At 69.6% G+C, this 16,450-nt stretch carries 17 protein-coding genes; 9 read left to right on the forward strand and 8 right to left on the reverse strand.

What is annotated here, in order from left to right; all coding sequences use genetic code 11:
• Nucleotides 1–3: 3 nt before the first annotated feature.
• The 3 genes from BN1959_RS02010 to pyrH all read right to left on the reverse strand — a co-directional run bounded on the left by BN1959_RS02010 (nt 4) and on the right by pyrH (nt 4,414).
• Nucleotides 4–1,869: a site-2 protease family protein gene (locus BN1959_RS02010; RefSeq protein WP_053947054.1), complete on the reverse strand. Its 1,866-nt coding sequence runs from the start codon at nt 1,867–1,869 to the stop codon at nt 4–6.
• An 84-nt stretch (nt 1,870–1,953) separates the two neighbouring features.
• Complete coding sequence (lysS, locus tag BN1959_RS02015) at nt 1,954–3,699, reverse strand: lysine--tRNA ligase (protein ID WP_053947055.1); 1,746 nt, start codon at nt 3,697–3,699, stop codon at nt 1,954–1,956.
• On the reverse strand, nt 3,692–4,414 hold the full coding sequence (gene pyrH, locus BN1959_RS02020; protein ID WP_053947056.1) for a UMP kinase: 723 nt from the start codon (nt 4,412–4,414) through the stop codon (nt 3,692–3,694). Before pyrH ends, lysS begins: the two co-directional genes overlap by 8 nt.
• A 90-nt stretch (nt 4,415–4,504) precedes the next feature.
• Here pyrH and BN1959_RS02025 point away from each other — a divergent pair, with 90 nt between their 5' ends.
• From BN1959_RS02025 to BN1959_RS02035, 3 genes are all read left to right on the forward strand, one after another.
• Nucleotides 4,505–5,290, forward strand: coding sequence for a molybdopterin synthase (locus BN1959_RS02025; protein WP_053947057.1), 786 nt, complete (start codon nt 4,505–4,507; stop codon nt 5,288–5,290).
• Nucleotides 5,291–5,546: 256 nt separating this feature from the next.
• Nucleotides 5,547–5,810 (forward strand): DUF7123 family protein, encoded by a 264-nt coding sequence (locus BN1959_RS02030; protein ID WP_053947058.1) that lies wholly within the window; start codon nt 5,547–5,549, stop codon nt 5,808–5,810.
• A 126-nt stretch (nt 5,811–5,936) separates the two neighbouring features.
• Complete coding sequence (locus tag BN1959_RS02035; RefSeq protein ID WP_053947059.1) at nt 5,937–7,082, forward strand: site-2 protease family protein; 1,146 nt, start codon at nt 5,937–5,939, stop codon at nt 7,080–7,082.
• A 23-nt stretch (nt 7,083–7,105) separates the two neighbouring features.
• On the opposite strand, the gene thiL is transcribed toward BN1959_RS02035, so the two are convergent.
• Nucleotides 7,106–7,987, reverse strand: coding sequence for a thiamine-phosphate kinase (gene thiL, locus BN1959_RS02040; RefSeq protein WP_053947060.1), 882 nt, complete (start codon nt 7,985–7,987; stop codon nt 7,106–7,108).
• Nucleotides 7,988–8,070: 83 nt separating this feature from the next.
• Between thiL and BN1959_RS02045 the strand changes: the two genes are divergently transcribed.
• From BN1959_RS02045 to BN1959_RS02070, 6 genes are all read left to right on the forward strand, one after another.
• The gene (locus BN1959_RS02045) at nt 8,071–9,105 is read left to right on the forward strand and encodes a lysylphosphatidylglycerol synthase transmembrane domain-containing protein (protein WP_053947061.1); all 1,035 of its coding nucleotides are present in this window, start codon (nt 8,071–8,073) and stop codon (nt 9,103–9,105) included.
• Nucleotides 9,106–9,163: 58 nt separating this feature from the next.
• On the forward strand, nt 9,164–9,619 hold the full coding sequence (locus BN1959_RS02050; RefSeq protein WP_053947062.1) for a 30S ribosomal protein S19e: 456 nt from the start codon (nt 9,164–9,166) through the stop codon (nt 9,617–9,619).
• 43 nt (nt 9,620–9,662) lie between these two features.
• Nucleotides 9,663–10,016, forward strand: coding sequence for a DNA-binding protein (locus BN1959_RS02055; RefSeq protein WP_053947063.1), 354 nt, complete (start codon nt 9,663–9,665; stop codon nt 10,014–10,016).
• Nucleotides 10,016–10,606 (forward strand): DUF7411 family protein, encoded by a 591-nt coding sequence (locus BN1959_RS02060; RefSeq protein ID WP_053947064.1) that lies wholly within the window; start codon nt 10,016–10,018, stop codon nt 10,604–10,606. Before BN1959_RS02055 ends, BN1959_RS02060 begins: the two co-directional genes overlap by 1 nt.
• Nucleotides 10,607–10,643: 37 nt before the next feature.
• A complete protein-coding gene (gene hisS, locus BN1959_RS02065) occupies nt 10,644–11,954 on the forward strand; it encodes a histidine--tRNA ligase (protein WP_053947065.1) in 1,311 nt (436 codons plus the stop codon).
• Between the two features lie 174 nt (nt 11,955–12,128).
• The gene (locus BN1959_RS02070) at nt 12,129–12,335 is read left to right on the forward strand and encodes a hypothetical protein (RefSeq protein ID WP_053947066.1); all 207 of its coding nucleotides are present in this window, start codon (nt 12,129–12,131) and stop codon (nt 12,333–12,335) included.
• A 7-nt stretch (nt 12,336–12,342) separates the two neighbouring features.
• On the opposite strand, the gene trpG is transcribed toward BN1959_RS02070, so the two are convergent.
• The 4 genes from trpG to trpD are packed head-to-tail and all read right to left on the reverse strand — an operon-like array spanning nt 12,343 to nt 16,284.
• Complete coding sequence (gene trpG, locus BN1959_RS02075) at nt 12,343–12,981, reverse strand: anthranilate synthase component II (RefSeq protein WP_053947067.1); 639 nt, start codon at nt 12,979–12,981, stop codon at nt 12,343–12,345.
• Nucleotides 12,978–14,606 (reverse strand): anthranilate synthase component I, encoded by a 1,629-nt coding sequence (trpE, locus tag BN1959_RS02080; RefSeq protein ID WP_053947068.1) that lies wholly within the window; start codon nt 14,604–14,606, stop codon nt 12,978–12,980. The genes trpG and trpE overlap by 4 nt, the downstream gene beginning before the upstream one ends.
• Entirely contained in the window at nt 14,606–15,274 is a 669-nt protein-coding gene (locus tag BN1959_RS02085; protein ID WP_053947069.1) for a phosphoribosylanthranilate isomerase, read from the reverse strand. Before BN1959_RS02085 ends, trpE begins: the two co-directional genes overlap by 1 nt.
• Nucleotides 15,274–16,284, reverse strand: a complete 1,011-nt coding sequence (gene trpD / locus BN1959_RS02090; protein ID WP_053947070.1) for an anthranilate phosphoribosyltransferase — start codon at nt 16,282–16,284, stop codon at nt 15,274–15,276. The genes BN1959_RS02085 and trpD overlap by 1 nt, the downstream gene beginning before the upstream one ends.
• Nucleotides 16,285–16,450 lie beyond the last annotated feature (166 nt).

Below are 16,450 nucleotides of genomic sequence, written 5' to 3' on the forward strand. Positions count from 1 at the left end.
GCCTCAGTTGAGCAGTTCCGGCCCGAATAGGATCAGCAGCAGCGACGCCAGCATCGCGAGCCCGACGCTCGTCGTGATCGCCCGCGTCATCGTGTGTTTGTCTTCGACGGGCAGCCGTGCGACCACCGCCTCGACGCAGGCCCGGAGGATTCGCCCGCCGTCGAGCGGGTAGCCCGGGATGCAGTTGAAGAAGGCGAGGTTGAGGTTGATCCAGCCGGTCCAGAACAGCAGGTTCGCCAGCAGGAACACCCCGCCCCCGAGCGGTTCGAGCGGCCCGGTGATCTCGTAGAAGCTGCGGTTGGCCGCGACAAAGCCCGCGAAGTTGTAGCTTCCGCCCCCGACCGCGCCGATGAACGGCAGCAGCAGAACGACGAGCACGAGCCCGAGCACCGAGCCGCCGCCGACGACGCCGACGCCGCCGTTACCGTTCAGCAGCGAGAGGAACCCCGACGCGGGGTAGTAGTCGACGCCGAGGCTGCTCGTCCCGACGCCGCTGTACTCGCCGTCGGACAGCGGCGCGATCCCCAGATAGCCGCCCGACTCGTTCTCGCGGTAGTCCTCCACGAGCGTCACCGTCGCGCTCCGCCGCTCGCCGTCGACGACCGCGACGACGTCGACCTCGTCACCTGGATCGCGGCCGTCGAGCGCCGCCGTCACGTCCGCGGCCGTGTGGGTGACTTGCCCGTCGATGCTGAGCAGGGTGAACGGTGCCCGGGACGGGAGCCCCGCGGAGTCGTTGAGCGGGTGGTCCCCGGGCTCGCCGCCGACGCCGGGGAGGTCCGGCGACGTCGCCCGGACGAGCACACCCATCGGGCCGGTCGTCGTGTTCCCGTCCGCGGTCGCGATCGCGACGCTCGTCCGGTTGCCGACCGCCTCGCGGAACCCGCGTTCGGTACGGACCTCGGTGCCGTTGACTGCGGTGATCGTGTCGTTCACGTCGAGCCCGGCCGCCCCCTCGCGGTCGAACGGCGAGCCGCCGGCAACTCTGGTGACGAGCAGCGAGCGTTCGACGGTCGTCTCGGTGCCGTCGCCGAGCGTGACCGTCACCTCGGTCTCGCTGCTGCCCGCGAGGTAGGCGTCGAGCTCGCTGTCGTTGGCGATCTCGCGGTCGCCGGCCATCACGATCCGGTCGCCGCCATCGATCCCGGCCGCGTCGGCCGCCGAGCCGGGCTGGGCGCCGCCGATCGCGGCGCCGGGAGCGACGGCGATCGACCCCACGATCGGCCCGAGCAGCAGCGCGAACGCGACGATGGTGACGAGGTAGTTGTTCGTGACGCCGGCGGCGAACATCCGGGCGCGGGCGCCGCGGTCGGCCGCCCGCTGGCTCGCCTCCTCGGGCTCGACGAACGCGCCGATCGGGATCACTGCGAGCGTTACCAGCCCCATCGAATCGATGTCGATGTCGCCGACGCGACAGAGTAGCCCGTGGCCCCCCTCGTGGACGACCAGCCCGACCAGCAGGCCGATGACGATCTCCGGCGCGACCGACAGCGGGAGGAACTCGTTGACGCCGGGAATCACCAGCACGTTCGCGGGCTCGTTGATGGGCGACGGCGCGGGCGGGTTCTCGAGAATCATCCGCCCCTGTCGGAGTAGCAGGACGAACATCCCGATCATCACCACCAGCGTCGCGCCGAGGCCGACGTTGGTCCACGCCCGCCAGAACCGCTTGGGGCCGGCGAGCCAGTTGAGGAACGCCCGACCGCGCTTGGTGTGGATGGTCGTGATCGGCCCGGAGACGCTGATCGAGTCGGGGACGTACCCCTGTTTGTCGAGCCAGAAGGCCGCCAGCGAGTAGGCGGCCACCCCGACGAGTATCCACGTCAGTGGGCCGAGGGTGGGAACAGCCTGTAACAGCCCGTCGATCATCTGCGTGTGGATCCGGCCCGGCCGGCCAAAGGCGTTCGGGTCCGACGTTACGCCGCCGCAGGACGCCGCGACGGGAGCGGGAGGCTACCCTTCCCGGCGGAGCCGCTCGACCACGAACGACTGATCGAGTTCGCCGAGGAACTCGCCCAGCCGCGGCCCCTGCTCCTTGTCGAAGAACAGCCGGTAGCCGGCGGCGAACAGGTCAGCCGTCTCCAGCCCGTGTTCCTCCGCGAGCTCGTAGATCTCGCCCTGGATCGCGTCGCCGTCGTGGCCCGCGGCGACGAACGCCGCGAGGTCGTCGAGCGCCGCCTGCTCGTCGTCGGTCAGCTCCACGTCGGGCAGGTCGGTCTGGAGCCGGTAGTTGTAGGCGTTGTCACAGCGCTCGGCCCACGCGCGGGCCTTCTCGACGCGGGCGAGCGCGTCGTCGATCGCCCAGTCCGGGGCGTTTTCGGGGATGTGCCCCTCGTTGCGGGCCATTTGGACGCGCAGGTCGTGGTCCTCGACCATGCCCAGTACTGCGGCGAACGTGTAGGGGAGGCGGATGCGCTCCTCGCGGACCGCCTCAACAGAGCGGGACTCCGTCCCGCTTGCAGCCGGGCGTCGCCCGGCGACCACGAACGGGTACGCACGATCCGCGAACCGCGACAGCTCCTCGTCGTCGACCTCGCCGAAGTAGGCGCGCTCGAAGCGGTCGAAGTCGTCGACCAACTGATCCAGCCGGGAGATGTCAAAGTCCCGGGCCTTGTTCGGGTCGAGTGCGAAGAAGTACCGGAGCACTTCGGGTTCGAGCAGATCGAGCACCTCGGGGACCGTGACGACGTTGCCCGAGGAGGAGGAGAGCGGCTCGCCGTTGAGCGTGAACCACTCGTAGGTCATCGGCACCGGTGGCTGGATGTCGAGCACCGCCCGGGCGATCTCCTCGCCGGAGGGCCACGAGCCCTCGGCGTGGTCCTTGCCGAACGGCTCGAAATCCACGCCGAGGAGGCTCCACTGTGCGGGCCACTCGAAGCGCCACGAGAGCTTCCCGTCTCGCAGCGTGGCCTCGCCGGCGTGGCCACAGCCTTCGATGTCGCGGTCGCCGGCGGTGATGCCCGTACACTCGTACTCGACAGTTCCCTCCTCTAGATCCGCGACGGTCACGTCGGTGGTGACGATGCCACACTCCTCGCAGACGACGCGGAACGGCGAGTAGTCGGCGTCGACGGAGTCCTGATAGTCGGCGAGCACCTCTCGGGCGGTGTCGACGTTCTCGAGGATCGTCCGGATCTCGGGCTCGAACTCCCCGGTCTGGTACAGCTCGGTGTTCGAGAGCACCTCGACGGGCACGTCGACCAGCTCGGCGGCGCCCGCGAGCAGGTCCGCGAAGTGCTCGCCGTAGGAGTCGTGGCAGTCGCCGAACGGGTCGGGGATCGCGGTGTAGGGCTTGCCGAGGTTCTTCCCGAGCGCGCCCGCGTCCACGTCGCCCAGTTCGACCACGTTCCAGTCCGCGTCGGCGAGCCGTCTCGGGAGCTTCCGGAGCGGGTCGCGGTCGTCGGAGGTGAACACCTGCCGGACCTCGTGGCCGCGCTCGCGGAGCACCTCGGCGACGAAGTACCCCCGGACGATCTCGTTGAAGTGGCCGAGATGGGGGATCCCCGAGGGGGAGACGCCGCCTTTGATCACGATCGGGTCGTCGGGGTCGCGGGCCTCCACGTCGTCGGCGACGGCGTCGGCCCAGAACGCGTGGAACTGTGTCTCGCCGCCGCCCTCGCCGGCGTCGCTGCCCGCAGTCGGGCCCGAGGAGGGACCGGTGGCGTCGGCGTCCGGGTCGGGCGTCCGTTCGCTACTCATGCTGGGTCCAGTACGTCGGCTCGTCGCTCTCGCCCGTGGGGACGATGTCGGTGCCGCTGTGCTCGCCGCGTAGCACGGCGTCGACGACGGCTTCGGGGTCGGTGCCGTCGAGGACGATCGTGCGCAGCGAGGAGCGTTCGATGAGCTTGGCGGCGAGCAGATCGACCGGGGCGGAGGCGCCCGCGCCGCGGTCCATCGGCGCGATCACCTCGACCAGTTCGCTGGGGGTGAGCTGGCCGTACTGCTCGGCGTCGTCGTCGGTCTCGGGGTCGGCGCTGTAGACGCCGTCGGCGCTGGTCGCGAACACCAGCAGTTCGGCGTCGATGTACTCGGCGAGTGCGGCCGCGACGGCGTCGGTCGTCTGCCCGGGCGTGATCCCGCCCATGACGACGGTGTCCCCGCCGCGGATCGCCTCGCCGGCCTCGTCGTAGCTCGTGGCGGGCGTCCGCTGGACGCCGTGGCCCATCGCCGCGATCAGCAGCCGGGCGTTGAGCCGGGTGACGCCGATCCCGAGCTCGTCGAGTTGGAACTCGTTGGCCGCCAGCTCCCGGGCGGCGTCGATGTACTGCCGGGCGACGGTGCCGCCGCCGACGACCGCACCCAGCTCACAGCCTTCCGCCGAGAGCGTGCCCAGGGCGTCGGCGAACCCTTCGACGCGCTCGGGGTCGAGACCGGGCGCCAGTACGCTACCCCCGATAGAGACGACGACTCGCATTAGGTGAAGGTCCGGCGGTGGCGGTCTTAAGGGCGGTGGTCGCCGCCCGGCGAGAAAAGGTCTAAGCCAGTTGCGCACCCCGATAGAGGTGTGCAAACTCTCTCCATCGTCGGCCCCGGCGCCGCCGACGTGCGCGACGACGTCGCGGCACGGCTGCACGGTCGCGTCGCGACGGTCGGTCGGACCGAAACGAACGGTATCGACGACGCGACTGTCGTCGACGGGCGATTCGAACTCGCCGACGACGGCGGCTGGACCGCTGCGGGCGACGACCGCTCCTTCGGGGACCTGCTCGACGACATCGCCCCCGACTACGAGTACGCGGTGATCTCGGGGTTCTCGAAGCTCCGCCTCCCGACGGTCGTGATCGGCGACGAGGAGGTGCCGGGCGACGTCCTCCGGCGGGTCGAGGACGCGAGTGACTTCGACCCCGACGCGCTCGCGGCGGAGCTGGACGCGCTCGACCCGTACGTCACGCTGGAGTCGCTGGTCGAGGAGGCCAAACAGTCGCCGCTGGCCGAACGCTCGGGCGCCATCGCGACGTTCACCGGCCGCGTGCGGGCGAAAGACGCCGAGGACGACAGCCCCACGACCCACCTCAAGTTCGAGAAGTACGAGGGCGTCGCCGAGCAGCGGATGGCCGACATCGCCGCGGAGCTCGAGGAGCGCGACGGCGTGTTCGAGGTGCTGTTCCACCACCGGACCGGCGTCGTCGTCGACGGCGAGGACATCGTGTTCGTCGTCGTGCTCGCGGGCCACCGCCGCGAGGCGTTCCGGACCGTCGAGGACGGGATCGACCGGCTGAAAGACGAGGTTCCCCTGTTCAAGAAGGAGACGACGGAGGACGAGGAGTTCTGGGTGCACGACCGCGCGTGACCCGCGTCGAGCCCGGCCGCCGCGCTCTCCGCGCCGATCGCACTCCCGATGCGTGACGCGTCACGGATATGGAGCGGTATGCGCTTCACAGGTTTAGAACGCTTTGTAAAACGTCTAAAAGTCTTTAAGCGGTTCGTAAACGATCCGTTTTAGCTCTGTTTCCCGCTTCGCCCCGCTTGAAACGGTTCGAACTCCGGGGGACAGTCTGGAGTTTATATGCCCCCTTAGGTCATGGGATGGAGTGAGGCGAACACAAATGAGCGCAACCCGGAACCCCTCCACCGACGGCGTGGCCGAGACTGACGAGCTCTCCAAAGAGGAGCGTCTCACGCGGTACCTGCGTGAGAAGGCCGAGGACGGCGAGATGTACTTCAAGTCGAAGTTCATCGCCGACGAGGTCGACCTCTCACCCAAGGAGATCGGCGCGCTGATGGTGAAGCTCAGCGACGCCGCGTCGGAGCTCGAAGTCGAGAAGTGGTCGTACACGAGCGCGACCACGTGGCGCGTCGAGACGGCCTGACGAACCGCGTCGACAGATTACCGCCGGGCAGCGCACGTCGCCGGCGGTCCCCGCTGACGGTTTCCCTCCGTTCGGTCCCCTTCTGCCGTACCAAGTCTTATGCGCGAGCGTCGGTAATCGCGACCGATGGCAGACAGGTCCGGGTCCGACGAGGTCCCCCACCCGGAGGCGCTCGACGCGTGGTTCCACCTGACGGCGGTCCGGCGTGACGGCGACCGAATCCGCTACTACGGCGAATCGCTTGTCCCGCGCTCCCGGCTCGCCGACGAGCTGGTGCCGGCGTTCGAGGAGGCGGGCTACGAGCTCCAGTTCTCGGCCGACGAGGCGGGGAACGACGTGCTGGTCGCCCGCCCGATCGGCTCGTCCGTCGCCTCGGAGACGAACCCCCGGCTCAACGTCGCGCTGCTGCTAGCGACGGTGTTCACCACCATGTTCGTGGGCGCGACCGTCTGGTACTACATCCCGCTCTCGGCGATCGCTGCGAACCCGCTCCGGATACTGGAGGCGTGGCCGTTCACCGCTGCGGTGCTGGGGGTGCTGTTGACCCACGAGATGGGTCACTACCTCGCCGGCCGCTGGCACGGCGTCGACGTGAGCCTCCCGTACGTGATCCCGTTCTACGTCCCGTTCGGCACGATGGGTGCGGTGATCCGGATGCGGAGCCGGGTGCCCGACCGCGAGGCGCTGCTCGACATCGGCGCTGCGGGGCCGTTGGCCGGGCTGGTCGCGACGGTCGTCGTCACCGCGATCGGCGTCTCGCTCGACCCGATGACGGTCCCCCAGCGCGTGCTTCAGGGGACCGGCGAGGCGATCGTCTTCCATAACCCCCCGCTGCTGGACCTGATCGCGACCGCGCTGGGGCAGGAGACTGGCTACAGCGACCCCTCGCAGGCGGTGCATCCGGTCGTGATGGGTGGCTGGATCGGGATGTTCTTCACCGTCCTGAACCTCTTGCCCGTCGGCCAACTCGACGGCGGCCACATCCTCCGTGCCGTGCTCGGGCCCCGACAGGAGACCGTCGCCGCGCTCGTCCCCGGCGCGCTGTTCGGCCTCGCGGGCTACCTCTGGTACGTCCGCGACCTCGGGATGCAGAACTCCGTCGGGCTCTGGCTCCTCTGGGGGTTCATCACGCTGGTCGTCTCCTTCGGCGGCGCCGCCGACCCGATCGACGAGACGCCGCTGGGGTGGAAACGCGTCGCGGTTGCGGCGCTGACGTTTGCGCTCGGTGCGCTCTGTTTCCTCCCGGTGCCGATCGAGATCGCGACCGTCTGACCGCCGCTCGACATCGCCCCTATTCAGCCGTCGCCGTGCGTGTAGCCCCGATCAGGGAGCGGTTCACCGTCCGCAGTCACGCCGTCCTCGACGACCGCACCGACGACCGTCGCGTCGGTCCCGGTCGATTCGATCGCCTCGACAGCCGCTTCCGGGTCAGGCGTCGTGAACACGAGTTCGAAATCCTCGCCGACGTGGGCCGCACACTCCCGGCGGTCGGACTCGCTCTCGGCGACCTCCTCGACCGCCGGGTGGACCGGCAGTCGGTCCCACTCGATCGCGAAGCCACAACCGCTCGCGTCCGCGAGCTGGTGGAGCGACCGCGCCAGCCCGTCGCTCGAGTCCATCATCGCGCTGGCGTGGCCGCGGAGCGCACGGCCGGCGGCGACTCGGGGGATGAACCGGAACAGCTCGTTCCCCGACTCGGTGTCGTCGGCCGCGAACCGGCGGAGGGCGGCCGCCGTTCGGCCGAGTTCGCCCGTCACACAGACCGCGTCGCCGGGGGTCGCGCCGTGCCGATAGATCGGCTCGTCGACGTGGCCCACCGCGGTCGTCGCGGTCGTGAACTCCGAGTGTTCGTCGAGATCGCCGCCAACGTACTCGGCGTCGACCAGTTCGCAGACCTCGCTTGCACCCCGGACGAACGCCGAGAGCGCCGCCTCTTCGAACGTCGGCGCGGCGTAGACGGCGACCGCACAGGTTGCGTCGGCGCCCATCGCCGCCAGGTCCGAGAGCGAGGCGCCGACGGCGCGCCAGCCCGCCGTCTCGCGGGTCGTCCCTGCCGGGAAGTCCGAGCGCTCGTGGAGCATGTCGGTCGTGATCGCGAGGTCGTCGACGACGGCCGCGTCGTCGCCCGCGGTGGGCAGCGTCGCCGCCAGCGCCGCCAGCGCGCTTCGCTCGTCCATGTCCGGGCGTGGGCGTGGCCTCCGGATAAACCCCATCGACCGCCATCGGAGCCTTGAAACGCGTCCCGGGAGTTCCACCCGGCATGGATACCGACCAGCTCAAAGCCACGCTGCTCGGCTTCGCGGCCGCGATCGGCGTGCTCGGGCTGCTGCTCTACTTCGTCGGTGTCGGCGACCTGCTGCGGTACCTCCGGGACGCCGACACGTCGACGGTCGGGCTGGTCGTCGCCGTCACGGTCGCGTGGCTGTTCGCGTGGGGGCTGTCGCTCCGGACGGTGTTGGGCGTGCTCGGCCAGCACGTCTCGCCGATCAAGACGTTCCTCGTGTTCGCGGGGGCGATGTTCAACAACAACGTCACGCCGTTCGGGCAGGCCGGCGGCGAGCCCGTGACCGCGCTGCTGATCTCGAAAGTGACCGACAGCGACTACGGCACCGGGCTCGCGGCGATCGCGAGCGTCGACACGCTCAACTTCGTTCCATCGATCATCCTCGCGCTGCTGGGCATGGGGTACTTCGCGACCCAGACGACGTTCAACGCGCGGCTGGAGTCGGCGTCGATCGTCGTGGTCGGGCTCGCGGTCGTCGTCGTCGTCGGCCTCGTGCTCGGCTGGCGGAACCACGAACGGGTCGAGGCGGCGGTGGTGAACCTCGGCGCGCGCGCCGGCCGGCTCGCCGGGGAGTACGTCCCACGCGTCGCGGATCCCGGACGTGAAGCGATCGAGACGCGCGTGAGCCACTTCTTCGAGGCGATCGAGCGCGTCGCGACGAACCCCCGGGGGCTCGTGCTCGCGCTGCTGTTCTCCGCGCTGGGGTGGGCGCTCCAGATGTCGGGGCTGTGGCTCGCGTTTCAGGCGATCGGGGAGCCGGTGAGCTTGGCGGCGGTGATGTTCGTGGTCCCGATCGGCGCAATCGCGGGGATGACGCCGCTGCCCGGCGGCGCCGGCGGGATCGAAATCGTCCTCGTGGCGCTCCTCGTGGCGGCACCGCTGCCAGGCGTCACCGAGTCGGTTGCGCTCGCTGCGGTCGTGATCTACCGCGGCGCGGTGTTCTGGGTGCCGGTCGCCATCGGCGGCGTGGTGATGGGGACCGTCGGCGCGGGCGCCCGCGCCAGCGCCTGACACCCTCGCGGGACACCGATACGATGGGTTTATCCGGAACAGGGAAGAAATCCTCCCTATGGCAACCCTCTACGACGTTCCGGCGGAGGACCTCATCGAGGCCCTCGCCGAGGAGCTCGACGGCCGTATCGAGGAACCCGACTGGGCGGAGTTCACCAAGACGAGTGTCGACCGCGAACTCCCGCCCCAGCAGGAGGACTTCTGGCACGTCCGCTCGGCTAGCCTCCTGCGGAAGGTCGCAGTCCGCGGCCCCGTCGGCGTCGAGCGACTCGCGACGGAGTACGGCGGCTCGAAGACCGGCACGACACGTTACCGCGTCTCGGGTAATCACCACACCGGCGGCTCCCGCAAGATCATCCGGACCGCACTCCAGCAGCTCGAGGACGAGGGCCTCGTGGAGACGGCGAAGGGTGAGGGCCGACGCGTGACCGACGAGGGGCGGAGCCTGCTCGACTCCATCGCGGGCGAGACGCTCGAGGACCTCGACCGGCCGGAGCTCCAGAAGTACGCTTAACGACGCCGCAACCGTTTTGCGCCGAGAGCAGTAACAGCTACCTATGAGTGGCAACCCCGACGAGGACCGACTCGAAGAGCTTCGACAGGAGCGACTCGAAGAGCTGCAGGACAAAGCCGGCGGCGAGGACGCCCAGCGGCAGGCTGCCAAGGAACAACAGGAGCGTGCCAAGGCCCAGCAGGACGCACTGCTGAAACAGCACCTCACTGATGACGCGCGCCAGCGGCTCAACGCCGTCGAGATGAGCAAACCCGAGTTCGCCGAGAAAGTCAAACGGCAGGTGACCGCGCTGGCACAGAGCGGCCGTGTTCAGGGGCAGATCGACGAGGAGAAGATGAAGCAGATCCTTCGCGAGCTAAAGCCCGAGGAGAAGAGCTTCGACATCCGTCGGCGCTGATGGAGCTGGCGCTGCTCTACAGCGGCGGCAAGGACTCCTCGCTGGCGGCGCTGATCCTCGACCGGTTCTACGACGTGACGCTCGTCACCGCCCACTTCGGCGTCACCGAGGAGTTCGAGAACGCCCGCGCCGCCGCCGACGCGTTGGGGCTCCCGTTCGACACGGTCGAGCTCGATCGTGACGTCGCTGAGGAGGCGGTCGACCGAATGATCGAGGACGGCTACCCCCGAAACGGAATCCAGCGCGTCCACGAACACGCACTGGAGGTTGTCGCGGAGCGCGACGTGGTCGCCGTCGCCGACGGCACCCGCCGTGACGATCGCGTGCCCACCGTCTCCCGTGCCACCGCACAGAGCCTGGAGGACCGCCACGGGATCGACTACCTCTCGCCGCTGGCGGGGTTCGGCCGCGGCGCCGTCGACCGGCTGGTCGAGCAGGAACTCGACGTGGAGACCGGTCCGAGCGAGGAGATCGCCCGCGCCGACTACGAGGGCGAACTCCGCGCGCTGATCCGGGAACGGGAGGGCGAGGACGCCGTCGAGGCGGTGTTCCCCGACCACGACCAGACGATCGTCCGCGGGCTGGCCTAACACAGGATTCAAGCGCCGGCGCCCGGAACTCACGGCCATGTACGACCGGCTGAAGGGGTTCAAGGATTTCTACCCCGACGAGATGGCGGCCCGCCGTGAGGTCATCGACACGACCGAGACGGTGGCCCGGCGCTACGGGTTCCGGGAGATCGCCACGCCCGCACTCGAGGACGTGGGGATGTACGTCGACAAGTCCGGCGAGGGGATCGTCGACGAGCTGTACAGCTTCACCGACAAAGGCGGCCGCGAGGTGGCACTCACCCCCGAGCTCACCCCGACGGTCGCGCGGATGGTGGTCGCCAAGCAGCAGGCGCTCTCGAAGCCGATCAAGTGGTTCTCCACGCGGCCGTTCTGGCGGTACGAGCAGGTCCAGCAGGGGCGATTCCGGGAGTTCTACCAGACCAACGTGGACATCTTCGGCTCCGAGGCGCCGGAGGCCGACGCCGAGATCCTCGCCTTCGCCGCCGACACGCTCTCGGAGCTGGGGCTACCCGCCTCGGAGTTCGAGTTCCGCGTCTCCCACCGGGACATCCTCGGCGAGCTCCTGCGTTCGTTCGACGAGGACGTCGACGTGGGGGAAGCGATCCGGGCGGTCGACAAGAGCGAGAAGGTCGATCGCGCGGAGTATCTCGGCCTGCTGGCCGACGCCGGCCTCTCGATCGAGGACGCGGAGGCGTTCGACGACCTGCTCGCGGCTGGCAACGACGATCTTGACGTGCTGCTGGCCGAGGTGGACCGACAGACCCTGACCGACGCCGTCGAGAACCTGCAGGCGGTGCTGTCGGCGGCCGAGGACTTCGGCGTCCGGGAGCACTGTGAGGTCTCCCTCCGGACGGCTCGCGGCCTCGACTACTACACCGGCGTCGTGTTCGAGTGCTTCGACACCGAGGACCGCGTCTCCCGGGCAATCTTCGGCGGCGGTCGCTACGACGACCTGATCGAGTCCTTTGGCGGGCAGCCCACCCCCGCCGTGGGCGTCGCGCCGGGCGTGATGAACTCGACGCTGCCGCTGCTCCTGCAGGAGGCCGGCGTGTTCCCCGAGGAGGCGGTCTCGACGGACTACTACGTACTCACGGTCGGCGACACCCGGGAGGTGGCCGCCCGGATCGCCCGCGAGCTCCGGGCGGGCGGGAACGTCGTCGAGACCGACGTCTCCGACCGAAGCTTCGGCGCCCAGATGGGGTACGCCGATTCGATCAACGCCGAGACGGTCGTGATCGTCGGCGAGCAGGATCTCGCGAACGACGAGGTCACCGTCAAGGAGATGGGAAGCGGCGACCAGACTACCGCACCCGTCGACGAGTTCCCCGGCGATCGCGAGCAGCCACGCTACGAGGACTTCGCGTAGTCCGGCAGCGCCGCTGCCCGTCGGCGAACAGGTGACGGCTGCTACACGTCGGGGGTCGTCACGCTCCCGCCCCGTTCCCGACGCGGTCGGTCTCAGGTCACGGGGGGGCTGGTCCCGTCTTCCTACTTGAAGTCGGCCCCCAGAGTTATGCTGTCGCGCGGCCCACCTCGGAGTATGTCCACCACACTCCCGGCGGCGTCGCTGGCGCTCCTGCAGCTTCCGCTCCCGGAAGGAATGCTCGGGCAGGCGCTGCTGGTGCTGCTCGCGATCGCCGTCGTCATCGTCGTCGGCCGCGTGATCCTGAGTATCGCGTGGAAGCTGGTGCTGATTGCGTCGGTGCTGATCGGTGCGCTCTGGCTGGTGACGACGTTCCTCGGCTAAGAACGGGTCAGGGAAGTGCGCCGTCGAGGAAGTTGCCGATCACGTCGTGGCCGACGGCCGTCAGCACCGACTCGGGGTGGAACTGTACGCACTCGATCGGGTGTTCGCGGTGGCGGACGCCCATCACGAGTTCCTCGCTGTCGCCGTTCTCCGACTCGTCGAGCGTCGTCGCGGTCACCTCGAACGCCTCCGGCACGTCCGTCGCAACGAGCGAGTGGTAGCGCCCCGCCTGGAACCCTTGTTCGAGGCCGGCGTAGACACCCTCGCCGTCGTGCTCGACAGGGAACGACTTCCCGTGGATGGGTCGCGGGGCGTGCCCCACCTCGCCGCCGTATTCGAAGACTGCGGCCTCGAGGCCGAGACAGACTCCGAGCGTCGGCACGTCGGGGCTGACCTCCCGGAGCACGTCCATCGTGAGCCCCACGTCGCGCTCGTTTTTCGGGTGGCCGGGGCCGGGACTGATGACGACGGCGTCGGGGTCGATCTCGCGCACTCGATCGAGCGGGGCGGTGTTCCGAAGGACTTCCACATCGGCATCGGGCGCGCCCTCGCCGACGTACTCCACGAGGTTGTAGGTGAACGAGTCGAAGTTGTCGACGAACAGCACCGTCGGCCCCTCGCCGTCGTCGGTTGTCGGGGTGCTCATGCGTCACCCCCCTCGATGCGCTCCAGTGCGTCCAACACGCCGCGGACCTTCTGTTCGGTCTCTTCGTACTCGCTCGCGGGCTCGCTATCGGCGACGACGCCCGCGCCGGCGCGGACGTGAACCTCGTCGCAGTCGCCGTGTTCGACCGTCGCGGTCCGGATCACGATCGCCGTGTCGGCGTCGCCGGTCCAGGAGAAGTAGCCGACCCCGCCGCCGTAGATCCCGCGGGGGGTGGGTTCGAGTTCGTCGAGCAACTCCATCGCGCGGACCTTCGGCGCCCCGGTCAGGGTGCCGGCCGGGAACGCCGCTCGCGTGGCGTCGAACCCGTCGAACTCCGAGTGGAGCCGGCCGGTGACGGTCGACTCGATGTGCTGGACGTGGCTGTACTTGAGCACGTTCATGAACTCCTCGACGCGCACTGATCCCTGTCGGGACACCTGCCGTACGTCGTTTCTCGCGAGGTCGACCAGCATGGTGTGTTCGGCGCGCTCCTTCCCGTCGGCGAGCAGTTCGCCCGCGAGTCGGCGGTCCTCGACGGGGCTGGCGCCGCGGGCGCAGGTGCCGGCGATGGGGTTCGAGACGACCCGTTCGCCGGTCACCGAGACGAGCGTCTCCGGGCTCGCACCGACGACCGAGCGGCCGCCGAAGGAGAGGAGATACATGTACGGCGAGGGGTTCACCTCGCGAAGCGACTCGTACAGCCCGAGCGTGTCCAGTTCGCCCGCGGTCTCGTGACTGCGGGAGACGACGCCCTGGTACACGTCGCCGTCGAGGACGTGTTCCTGCATCTCGCTCACGGCGTCCTCGTACTCCTCTCGGGGGCCGGACGTGGCGGCCTCGCGGTCGAACCCCCCCGTTTCCGGCTCCGTGGCGGCGGAGAGGTCGCCGGCGACGGTTTCGGCCTCCGCGACGAGTCGGTCGTAGACGGCGCCGGGGTCGTCGTCCGCGCCGACGATCGGCGTGAACACCAGTTCGACGGTGCCCTCGCGGTCGTCGAACGCGAGGGTCCGGGTGGTGAGCACGAACTGTGCGTCGGGGACGACCGGCTCGGGTCGCTCGACGCCCACCTCGTCGAGGTGGAGGTCGTACACGGCGTCGTACGCCAGAAAGCCCACCAGGCCGCCGTCGAGTCGCTGCCGGTCGCTGGCTTCGAAGCCGACGCGTTCGACGCCCGGTAGCGCGAGCCGCAGGCGGTCGAGCGTGTCGGGGTCGTTCTCCAGTTCCTCACCGGTCGCGCCGACCTCCTTCCCGGCGTCGGCGTCGAGGCCGTCGAGGAAGCGCGCGGCGGGGCCGAACCCCTCGACTTCGGTGCGGTCGGGGTACATCGAGACCAGCGCCTCGGGGTCGTAGCCGACGAAGGAGAACCGGGCGTGGCGGTCGGCGTCGTCGTCGCCGGCGTCGCTGTGGCCCTGTGCGGGGGCGAACGCCCCCGCGGGATCGCTGGAGGCGACTTTCTCTGCGCTTTCGAGCAGGAACGTGTGGTCGCTGCGGTCGGAGAGGGCGGCGTAGGCCGACAGCGGTTCCGTCTCGGTGTCCAGCGTCGCGGTGAGTCGTGCGACCGCGGGGCCGTCGACGTCGTCGAACAGCCCCTCGAATGCTTCGCGCGATCGGTCGAACGACGGCATCAGACGTCCTCCGCGGCGGGCCCCGGTTCGCCTGCGGCCCGCGCCTCGCGGACGAACGCGGCCAGCGCGTCGTGGTTCTTTCGCCCGGGTTCGTCGTCGCGCTCGACGCCGCTTGCGACGTCGACGGCGAAGGGATCGACTCTTTCGACTGCCTCGCGGACGTTCGCGGGCGTGAGCCCGCCCGCGAGTACGAGCGGCGTCGAGAGCTCCTCGCGGAGCTCCCGGCTGCGTTCCCAGTCGTGCGTTTCGCCAGTGCCGCCGGCCCCGGACTCTGTGAGGGAGTCGACGAGCAGTGCGTCGGCGACGTTATCGAGTGCGCGAGCCCGCTCCGGTTCGTTCGCCCCGATGGCGACGATCACGTCGACGCCCGCGCGGTCGCGGATCTCCCGAACTTGGTTGGGAGTGAAGTCCCCGTGGATCTGTAGGGCGTCCGGGGCGACGCAGCCGGCGACTTCGATGGCCGCGTCGACGCTCTCGGGGATGGTGACGGCGACGGTCGTGACGAACGGCGGGGCGGTGTCGGCGAGTTCGGCAGCGCGTTCTGTCGGGACTTCGCGGGGCGTGTCCACGTCCACGTCGGTGACGAACCCCACTGCGTCGGCGCCGGCGTCGACCGCCGCGCGGACGTCTGCCTCGGTGCCGAGCCCACAGAGTTTCGTCCGGACCATCACTCGGCCTCGACCGGCTCGCCACAGAGCGCGGCGAACTTCTCGGCGGCGGCCCCCTCGTCGATCGCGTCGGCGGCTTTCTCGACCCCCGCACGGAGGTCGTCGGCGAGCCCGGCGACGTAGATCGCCGCGCCGGCGTTGGCGAGGATCACGTCCCGCTTCGGCCCGGCCACGTCGCCGGTGACGATCCCTCGCAGGTCCGCGGCGTTCTCCTGTGGCGTGCCGCCGGCGATGGCGTCGACGGGTGCGCTGTCGAGGCCGAGATCCGCGGGCTCGATCGTGTACTCGGTGACTTCGTCGCCCTCGACCTCGGCGACGGTCGTGGGGCCGTGGAGCGCGATCTCGTCCATCCCGTCGCCGTGGACGACGAGCGCGTGCTCGACGGGCATGTGGGTCAGCGCCTCTGCGATCTGCGGGACCAGTTCCTCGCTGTACACGCCGAGCACCTGTGCGTCGGCGCCGGCGGGGTTGGTCAGCGGCCCGAGCACGTTGAAGATCGTCCGCATCCCGAGCTCCTTCCGCGGGCCGATGACGGCCTTCATCGCGGGGTGGAACACCGGCGCGAGCATGAAGCCGATCCCGTCGCGCTCGATCGCCTCCTCGACGGCCGGCGGCTCGGCCTCCACGTCGGCACCGGCGACCTCGAGCACGTCGGCGCTCCCCGAGGAGGAGGAGACGGAGTAGTTGCCGTGCTTCGCGACCGCGACGCCGGCGCCCGCGGCGACGATCGCGCTGGTCGTCGAGACGTTGATCGTGCTGTAGTCGTCGCCGCCGGTGCCGCAGGTGTCGACCAGCGGCGCGCCGTCGGGGTCGATCGTGCGCGCCGCGTCGCGCATCCCCTGTGCGAAGCCGGCGGTCTCGGCCTCGGTCTCGCCTTTGGCCCGCAATGCGGTCAGCAGCGCGCCGATCTGTGCCTCCGTCGCCTCTTCGAAGACCAGCGTCGCGGCCTCGCGGGCCGTCTCGACGCTCAGGTCCTCGCCGTCGGTCACGCGTTCGATGAGTTCCTGCATGGGTGGGGATCCGAATGTACGGATTGGGTGTATAGTGTACAACTTTGTTCATCGACTTAACGCTGTCGTGTGTCGATGTGCCACGGCGGGTAGCGAGGAATCACCTGCCGGAGTCGACTTTCGAAACCTTCAACTAATCCCACGCGGTAGATAGGGTGCGAAGCAA

The sequence above is a fragment of the Halolamina sediminis genome (assembly GCF_001282785.1).
GTDB lineage: Archaea > Halobacteriota > Halobacteria > Halobacteriales > Haloferacaceae > Halolamina > Halolamina sediminis.

Coding starts and splice junctions, on each gene's coding strand:
- trpE (WP_053947068.1), bottom strand. CDS start 14,606: ATGCCGTCGTTCGACCGATCGCGCGAAGCATTCGAGGGGCTGTTCGAC.
- pyrH (WP_053947056.1), bottom strand. CDS start 4,414: ATGCGAGTCGTCGTCTCTATCGGGGGTAGCGTACTGGCGCCCGGTCTC.
- BN1959_RS02030 (WP_053947058.1), top strand. CDS start 5,547: ATGAGCGCAACCCGGAACCCCTCCACCGACGGCGTGGCCGAGACTGAC.
- hisS (WP_053947065.1), top strand. CDS start 10,644: ATGTACGACCGGCTGAAGGGGTTCAAGGATTTCTACCCCGACGAGATG.
- BN1959_RS02035 (WP_053947059.1), top strand. CDS start 5,937: ATGGCAGACAGGTCCGGGTCCGACGAGGTCCCCCACCCGGAGGCGCTC.
- BN1959_RS02045 (WP_053947061.1), top strand. CDS start 8,071: ATGGATACCGACCAGCTCAAAGCCACGCTGCTCGGCTTCGCGGCCGCG.
- BN1959_RS02070 (WP_053947066.1), top strand. CDS start 12,129: ATGTCCACCACACTCCCGGCGGCGTCGCTGGCGCTCCTGCAGCTTCCG.
- BN1959_RS02085 (WP_053947069.1), bottom strand. CDS start 15,274: ATGGTCCGGACGAAACTCTGTGGGCTCGGCACCGAGGCAGACGTCCGC.
- thiL (WP_053947060.1), bottom strand. CDS start 7,987: ATGGACGAGCGAAGCGCGCTGGCGGCGCTGGCGGCGACGCTGCCCACC.
- BN1959_RS02050 (WP_053947062.1), top strand. CDS start 9,164: ATGGCAACCCTCTACGACGTTCCGGCGGAGGACCTCATCGAGGCCCTC.
- BN1959_RS02055 (WP_053947063.1), top strand. CDS start 9,663: ATGAGTGGCAACCCCGACGAGGACCGACTCGAAGAGCTTCGACAGGAG.
- BN1959_RS02060 (WP_053947064.1), top strand. CDS start 10,016: ATGGAGCTGGCGCTGCTCTACAGCGGCGGCAAGGACTCCTCGCTGGCG.
- BN1959_RS02010 (WP_053947054.1), bottom strand. CDS start 1,869: ATGATCGACGGGCTGTTACAGGCTGTTCCCACCCTCGGCCCACTGACG.
- lysS (WP_053947055.1), bottom strand. CDS start 3,699: ATGAGTAGCGAACGGACGCCCGACCCGGACGCCGACGCCACCGGTCCC.
- trpD (WP_053947070.1), bottom strand. CDS start 16,284: ATGCAGGAACTCATCGAACGCGTGACCGACGGCGAGGACCTGAGCGTC.
- trpG (WP_053947067.1), bottom strand. CDS start 12,981: ATGAGCACCCCGACAACCGACGACGGCGAGGGGCCGACGGTGCTGTTC.